The following is a 6407-nucleotide window of genomic DNA, read 5'->3' as shown; positions in this document are numbered from 1 at the left end:
GACGACGAGGTAGATAGGTTCGGGGTGGAAGCACGGCAACGTGTGGAGCTGACGAATACTAATCGGTCGAGGGCTTATCCATAACCCAAGAAAGTGAAGAGAAGCGTTGAAGCTTATTCCTAGTACTTTCTCGGGGCCCGGAAAAAACGGGAAACTAATTCACAAACTTTACGCATGCATTTCGTATCTAGTTTTCAAGGTGCAAGCCATCTTGAAATAGAATATGCGGTTGTGGTGGAATGGCAGACACGCTATCTTGAGGGGGTAGTGGGCGTAAGCTCGTGGAGGTTCGAGTCCTCTCAACCGCACCATATTACTTTGCAGTCGTGGCGGAATTGGCAGACGCGCACGGTTCAGGTCCGTGTGGGCTAACCCCCCGTGGAGGTTCGAGTCCTCTCGACTGCATTTTTATGTGCCCTTAGCTCAGCTGGATAGAGCGTTTGACTACGAATCAAAAGGTCGGGAGTTCGAATCTCTCAGGGCACGCCATTTAACTGTTTGTACCTGGCATAATAACCTCTATATAAAGAAACCTGTGATTGGAATGATTCCTCACAGGTTTCTTTGCGTTTCTTAATATTCACTGGTATCAGACTCTTCCTCATTTACCGCAGAGGAGGCCGCATTTGCATTCTCCGTATTGCTTTGAAGCAAAGAAGAAAGCTCTTGGACTTGCTGCTGCTCTTGTTCATTTTCTGCATTAGCTTGAGCTGCATTAATACCATGCTGAATGGCATTATTGTTGTTTTCAGCCACAGGGATCACCTCCTCGCTTTTATCATCCATAGTATTCCACCAATGTCATGAGGACATGCATTAGCACGAGGAATAAAATGTAATTGTCTTCTTTGAAAGAAGACTACTGTTTATTGCTGTTGCCGCTTTGCAAATGCATAGTTCCGCTCTCCAGCTGAACGTTTCCGTCGCTTGTCCCGGCATTATATACATCACTTAGCTGCTCTTGAGTTATTTCTTGCCCTTCCAAGCGGGAAGCTTGGGACTGACTTTGTTTATTCTGCGTGGAAGCCGATTTACTCTCCATAAACTGACAACCTTTCTTTTTGGACTGGACCAATTGCCTTTTTAATGTGTCACAGAATGGGTTAAATATACTTGAAGCTTGTTTTTTGGGCAGGTCCATCCGATGGATTGTGCGATAGTTGTCGAGCGATTATAGAATTAAATATGAGGATATAAGAAGGAAAAGCTCATTATTTGAAGAACATTAGTAATACTGTCGAAAAAATAATCGGATATGAGGTACATTGCCATGTGCGAATCGCAGCAGAAAGTACGAAATAGAGCTGGGAATCATAATTGGTTGGAAACATCCTTGCATGTGAATGACGCATTATTCCGTGTTGCTTTTGATTATGCTGCAACGGGAATGGCCTTAAACGATCTAAGTGGGAAATGGCATAAGGTCAATAAAGCATTATGTGGAATTACAGGCTATTCTGAACAAGAGCTGCTTTCGACGGACTATCAAAGCCTGACACATCCGGAAGATCTGGAAGTCAACATCGACTACATGACTCGTTTGCTTTCCGGAGAACGGGAAAGCTTTCAAATAGAGAAGCGTTTTTTACATAAAACAGGAAGAGTAATCTGGATTTTGCTTCATGTCTCTCTAGTCCGCGACCCTGAAGGTGAACCTATGTATACGATTTCACAAATTCAGGATATCAGTCCGCGGAAGCAGCTGGAGCAGAAATATCGTTCCCTTATTGAATATAATCCAGCTGGCATATTTTCATTGGACCTAGACGGTAAGATCGATGGGATCAATCCGGCGATGGAAAAAATAATCGGATACGAAGCACAAGAGCTGCTGCATACCTCGTTCAAATCGCTGATCGCAGAGGAAGAGGAGCATCTCCTCATATTGCAAAACGTGCTGGAAAACGATCAATACAATCATGAAATCACACTGACGCATAAGCAAGGCCATCAAGTATATTTAGGGGCAAAGGATGTTCCTATCATTGTGGACGGGCGGATCGTCGGGTTTTACATCATCGCCAGGGATATTACGGAGCATAAGAAAACCAAAGAATCGCTGCGGTTGGTGCAGCAGGACTTACAGGATGTCGTAAAGAAGCAGCAGGGAATGACGTTCAAATTCAAAATGATCGATGGCAAGTTCATTCACACCTTGTGCGACGGAGAACTGGTCTATCGTCTCGGCTTCAAACCTGAGCATATTGTAGGCTGTGAGCTGAAAGATATCTTACCGCTGGAGATTGCCTTAAATAAGGAGGAATATTATAAACGCGCTTGGGAAGGGGAGGAGCATGTCCTATATGAGGGAATGCTGAACCAGATTCCCTACTTGGCTTCACTTAGACCCATCAAGCGGGATGGACAAGTAGTCGAGGTTATTGCTTCCTGTATCGATATTACCGAACGCAAGCAAACCGAGGAGGATTTGCGGGCGACCAAGGAGATGCTGGAATCTTTTATTTCAAACACATCGGATGCGATTGAAGTTATAGACTTGGATGGCCATGTTTTGCAAATTAACAATGCTTTCGAAAAAATTTATGGCTGGACTTGCGAGGAGATTATAGGCGAGAAGCTGCCGCTGATTCCAGAAGAACGTGTAGACGAATTATATGACATAGTGAATCAGCTGTTATCCGGCAAAGAGATTACGGACTACGAAACGATTCGTCTGCATAAAGACGGAACGGTACTTCAGGTTAGTCTAACCATATCGCCGATCAAGGATGCGGATGGGATCACAATCGCGATAGCAGGGATATCCAGAGACATTACCGAGCGCAAAAAGACGGAAGAGCTATTAAGAAAATCAGATAGGCTTGCTGTCGTAGGGCAGCTGGCTGCGGGACTCGCACACGAAATCCGTAACCCGCTGACTTCGTTAAAAGGCTTTTTGCAGCTGATGTATGAGAAAGGGCCGAATCAGCAGCGTTATTACGATATTATGAGCAGCGAGCTGAATCGGATCAATTTTATAGTCAGCGAATTTCTGATTATAGCCAAGCCGCAGGTGATCGAGTTTAATATGAAATCACTGAAGCAGATCATTCAAACGGTGATTCAGTTGATCGAGCCCGAGGCCACCATGAACAATGTGCAAATATCGGTACAGATGCCTAAGAAGGATCCGATTATGATATGCTGTTCGGAATTTCAGATCAAGCAAGTGTTTATCAATTTATTAAAAAATGCCATTGAAGCCATGCCAAACGGCGGCGAAATTCAGATGGAGATCCGTCATGATGAGCACGAAGTTCATATCCGTATTGTAGATAACGGCCATGGCATTCCTCAGGAACGTCTGGCGTTCCTCGGTGAACCGTTCTATACAACAAAGGAGAAAGGCACCGGACTTGGGCTTATGATGTGCTACAAAATTATTGAGACTCATCAAGGGACCATTCAAATTGAGAGCCAGATTAATGCGGGCACGGAGGTCAATATGACGCTCCCGAAATCATTGAAATGCTCGAATGATCATTCTATGAGGCTGACAGCTTATTCAAGCAACACTTGATCCTGTCGACGAATCATGGTATGACTGGGTATGTACAACTTTTGGAGGAGGAATTCAATTGAAATTTTTACCATTAGGCAAAAGCGGTTTGGAAGTATCAAGAGTCACGTTCGGCTGCTGGGAGCTGGGTGGAGGGCCATGGGAGTTTACAAGCGACGAAAATAATATCAAAGCGCTTCAGGCTGCTTTTGAAATGGGGATAACCACCTTTGATACTGCGGAAGGCTACGGCTCCGGTCACTCGGAGGAAATTGTGGGCAGCGCTCTTCTTGGGATCAGAGAGCAATGCGTCCTTTCCACCAAAGTCAGCCGCGCTAATCTGGCGCCAGCCGATGTTCGCCGTTCCGCAGAAGCCAGTCTGCAGCGATTGAAAACCGACTACATCGATATTTATTATATCCATTGGCCGAGCTTTGACATTCCGGTTTCCGAGACCTTAGGGGAGTTCAACAAGTTGAAGGAAGAAGGCTTGATCCGCGCCATCGGTGTATCGAACTTTTCTTTGGAGCAATTGGAGGAAGCGTCCCGCTACGCGCAAATCGATGTCATACAGCCAGAGTACAGCCTGCTGCACCGGTCGATAGAGCAGGACCTTATACCTTATTGCAAGGCAAACAGCATTGCTATTATGAGCTACAGCTCGATTGCCAAAGGTATACTGACAGGAGCATTTCATTCGGGGAAGAAAAAGCTGGATGCAAACGATTTCCGCAGTACGCGGCGGTTATTTTTGCCCGAGCATTTGAAAAAAGAGGAAGAGCTCATACAGCTGTTAAAGGAGATTGCCGACTCGAGAGGGAAAGCCATTTCGCAAATTGCCATTAGCTGGCTGCTGCATCAAGAAGGCTTGACTACGGCTATCGTCGGTTCTCAAAGCATCGCCCATATGAAAGAAAATATTGATGCTGTAGACATCGAGCTGAACTCGGATGAGTTAAACGCGCTTGATTCCGTAAGCAAGAAGGTTATCGCCAGTATCGACGCCTAGTATGGATGGGAGCTCTTCCGAAAATGTATCATTAAACCAGCAACCTGTTTCTGTTGCCATAACATATACGTGGTGCCCTAAAACAATGAAAGCCCTACCTCTCTTTCATCCTTGCGGCTCCGAAGACCGCGCCAGTGTGAATCAGTAACACAACAACAAATTCTTTAGGGTTAATTGGAATTTGAGATGTTGAATGGGTGGAGGTACAACGAAAAACTAACGGAGATTTAACGTTTCGAGGTTACCTTGCAATGATACATTTGATAATGATAACATAATTTTCTTACTTTTGCAAAGGAAATGAAAGACATTTTTGATTGACTGCAGCGCTTTCTTTATTATAAGATTACATTAAGTGAATAAATGAGGCGTGTTACCTTGCGAAAAGGGCATGAGCCGAGGAGAGTTTTCTATGCAAATAGAAAAACTTTTCTTGGCTCTTTTTTCTTTTATTGTATATAGTATCCATATGGACAAAATAGGCGGTGATTCGTCAGTGAAGCCAGAGAATAACCATCGCATCGAGAGAGTAATCGGAAATAATGTGATTTTGGTCAAGGAGCTGGGTACAGACAGAGAGTATGTATGGCTGGGTAAAGGAATCGGCTTTGGTACTAAAGCTTCTGAGTTCATTGACGCCAAGGATCCAAGAATTGAAAAAAGGTACCGGTTGGATGATAGAGATCAGTTGACGCAATACCATTCCTTTCTGGAAGGGATTGATCCGGAGGTGATAGGTATTTCGGAAACGATTATTGCACAGATCGAGACCCATTTTTCAACCCCGGTGAACCATAAGGTGTATTTCGCCTTGCCGAGTCATATTCAATTTGCCATACACCGCCTACGCAATGGAATGGATATCGTGAATCCTTTTTTGTATGAAACGAAAATGTTTTTTCCTATGGAATATAAGATTGCCCAGCAAGCCGCGGAGCTTATCAGCAAGCAATTTCAGATTAACATCCCGGATGATGAAGTCGGCTTCCTCACTTATCACGTGCATTCGGCTGTAACGAATGTTCCGGTAGGACAGCTGGTCAAGTTCTCCAGCCTGATCAATGAAATGGTGGAAACGATTGAACATTTCAGGTCCATTCGCATCCCAAAAGAAAGCATGGACTATGTAAGGCTTGTTACTCATCTGAGGTTTTCGCTAGAGCGTGTGACCCAGAAGAAAGTGGTCAGCAATCCGTTCCTTAAGCAAATGAAAAAGCAGTATAAAGAGGAATATCGATTAGCCCTGGAGCTGGCAGAGGTGATGAAGGATCATCTTCAGACGGAAATTCCAGAGGATGAGGTAGGCTTCTTGGTCATGCATTTGAATCGGTTATTTCAGGTTTATACATCATGAGGCAGGTCTAAAACAACAAGGGGGATCCGCATGTTTACTCACTGGCTTACCAACAAGACGAAGTACCAGGCTTTGGACATCAACTCACCATTAACCGGGAAATCGGTTCCCCTTGATAGGGTTCCTGATAAAGCTTTTGCCAGTAAACAGATGGGAGAAGGCCTAGCTATTGTTCCTGCGGAAGGGGTCCTTGTTGCCCCTTTTGACGGCGTGGTGGCTTATCTGATCCAATCCAAGCATGCTCTCATATTGGAACATGAATCGGGGCTGCAGCTGCTGATCCATATCGGAATGAATACAGTAGCTCTAAAAGGAGAAGGGTTCCAATCGCTTATATCCAACGGCGAAACGGTCTTGGCCGGACAACCATTGATTACATTTGATTTGAGCTATTTGAGGGAAGCCGGCTATGAGCCCATTACACCCATAGTGATTGTAAACGATATGCTTTCAGCTGAGGTCTCCTGCTCATATAAAGAGGTCCATGCTGGCGAGCCTTACATGATGCGTGTAGTATGGCAGAGCACGATTTCATAGGCAGATGT

General features: G+C 44.8%; 6 protein-coding genes, 3 tRNA genes and 1 rRNA gene. 8 read left to right on the top strand and 2 right to left on the bottom strand.

Annotated elements, in window-relative coordinates; genetic code table 11:
- The 4 genes from B1728_RS18855 to B1728_RS18840 all read left to right on the top strand — a co-directional run.
- Positions 1-82: ribosomal RNA gene (locus tag B1728_RS18855) — 23S ribosomal RNA — on the top strand; the annotation flags it as partial.
- 143 nt (positions 83-225) lie between these two features.
- Positions 226-311, top strand: a tRNA-Leu gene (locus tag B1728_RS18850).
- 9 nt (positions 312-320) lie between these two features.
- A tRNA-Leu gene (locus B1728_RS18845) sits at positions 321-405 on the top strand.
- A gap of 7 nt (positions 406-412) precedes the next feature.
- A tRNA-Arg gene (locus tag B1728_RS18840) sits at positions 413-489 on the top strand.
- A gap of 84 nt (positions 490-573) precedes the next feature.
- Here B1728_RS18840 and B1728_RS18835 read toward each other — a convergent pair.
- Positions 574-786: a hypothetical protein gene (locus B1728_RS18835; RefSeq protein ID WP_079911905.1), complete on the bottom strand. Its 213-nt coding sequence runs from the start codon at positions 784-786 to the stop codon at positions 574-576.
- A gap of 73 nt (positions 787-859) precedes the next feature.
- Positions 860-1042 (bottom strand): hypothetical protein, encoded by a 183-nt coding sequence (locus B1728_RS18830; protein WP_079911903.1) that lies wholly within the window; start codon positions 1040-1042, stop codon positions 860-862.
- A 279-nt stretch (positions 1043-1321) separates the two neighbouring features.
- Between B1728_RS18830 and B1728_RS18825 the strand changes: the two genes are divergently transcribed.
- From B1728_RS18825 to B1728_RS18810, 4 genes are all read left to right on the top strand, one after another.
- The gene (locus B1728_RS18825) at positions 1322-3520 is read left to right on the top strand and encodes a PAS domain S-box protein (protein ID WP_179136083.1); all 2199 of its coding nucleotides are present in this window, start codon (positions 1322-1324) and stop codon (positions 3518-3520) included.
- A 58-nt stretch (positions 3521-3578) separates the two neighbouring features.
- On the top strand, positions 3579-4508 hold the full coding sequence (locus B1728_RS18820) for an aldo/keto reductase (protein ID WP_079911901.1): 930 nt from the start codon (positions 3579-3581) through the stop codon (positions 4506-4508).
- 496 nt (positions 4509-5004) lie between these two features.
- Positions 5005-5862 carry a PRD domain-containing protein gene (locus B1728_RS18815; protein WP_256865413.1) on the top strand — a complete coding sequence of 286 codons (858 nt, stop codon included), beginning with the start codon at positions 5005-5007 and terminating at the stop codon, positions 5860-5862.
- A 30-nt stretch (positions 5863-5892) separates the two neighbouring features.
- Positions 5893-6399 (top strand): PTS sugar transporter subunit IIA, encoded by a 507-nt coding sequence (locus B1728_RS18810; RefSeq protein WP_079911900.1) that lies wholly within the window; start codon positions 5893-5895, stop codon positions 6397-6399.
- Positions 6400-6407: the final 8 nt, after the last annotated feature.

The organism is Paenibacillus sp. 32352 (assembly GCF_002042965.1).
GTDB lineage: Bacteria > Bacillota > Bacilli > Paenibacillales > NBRC-103111 > Paenibacillus_S > Paenibacillus_S vulneris.
Note: the sequence above shows the minus strand (reverse complement) of the source record. Positions and strands in the feature narration are given on the sequence as shown.

Excerpts from the sequence above, each read along its gene's own strand:
- B1728_RS18810 (WP_079911900.1), top strand. The coding sequence starts at position 5,893 with ATGTTTACTCACTGGCTTACCAACAAGACGAAGTACCAGGCTTTGGAC.
- B1728_RS18830 (WP_079911903.1), bottom strand. The coding sequence starts at position 1,042 with ATGGAGAGTAAATCGGCTTCCACGCAGAATAAACAAAGTCAGTCCCAA.
- B1728_RS18835 (WP_079911905.1), bottom strand. The coding sequence starts at position 786 with ATGGATGATAAAAGCGAGGAGGTGATCCCTGTGGCTGAAAACAACAAT.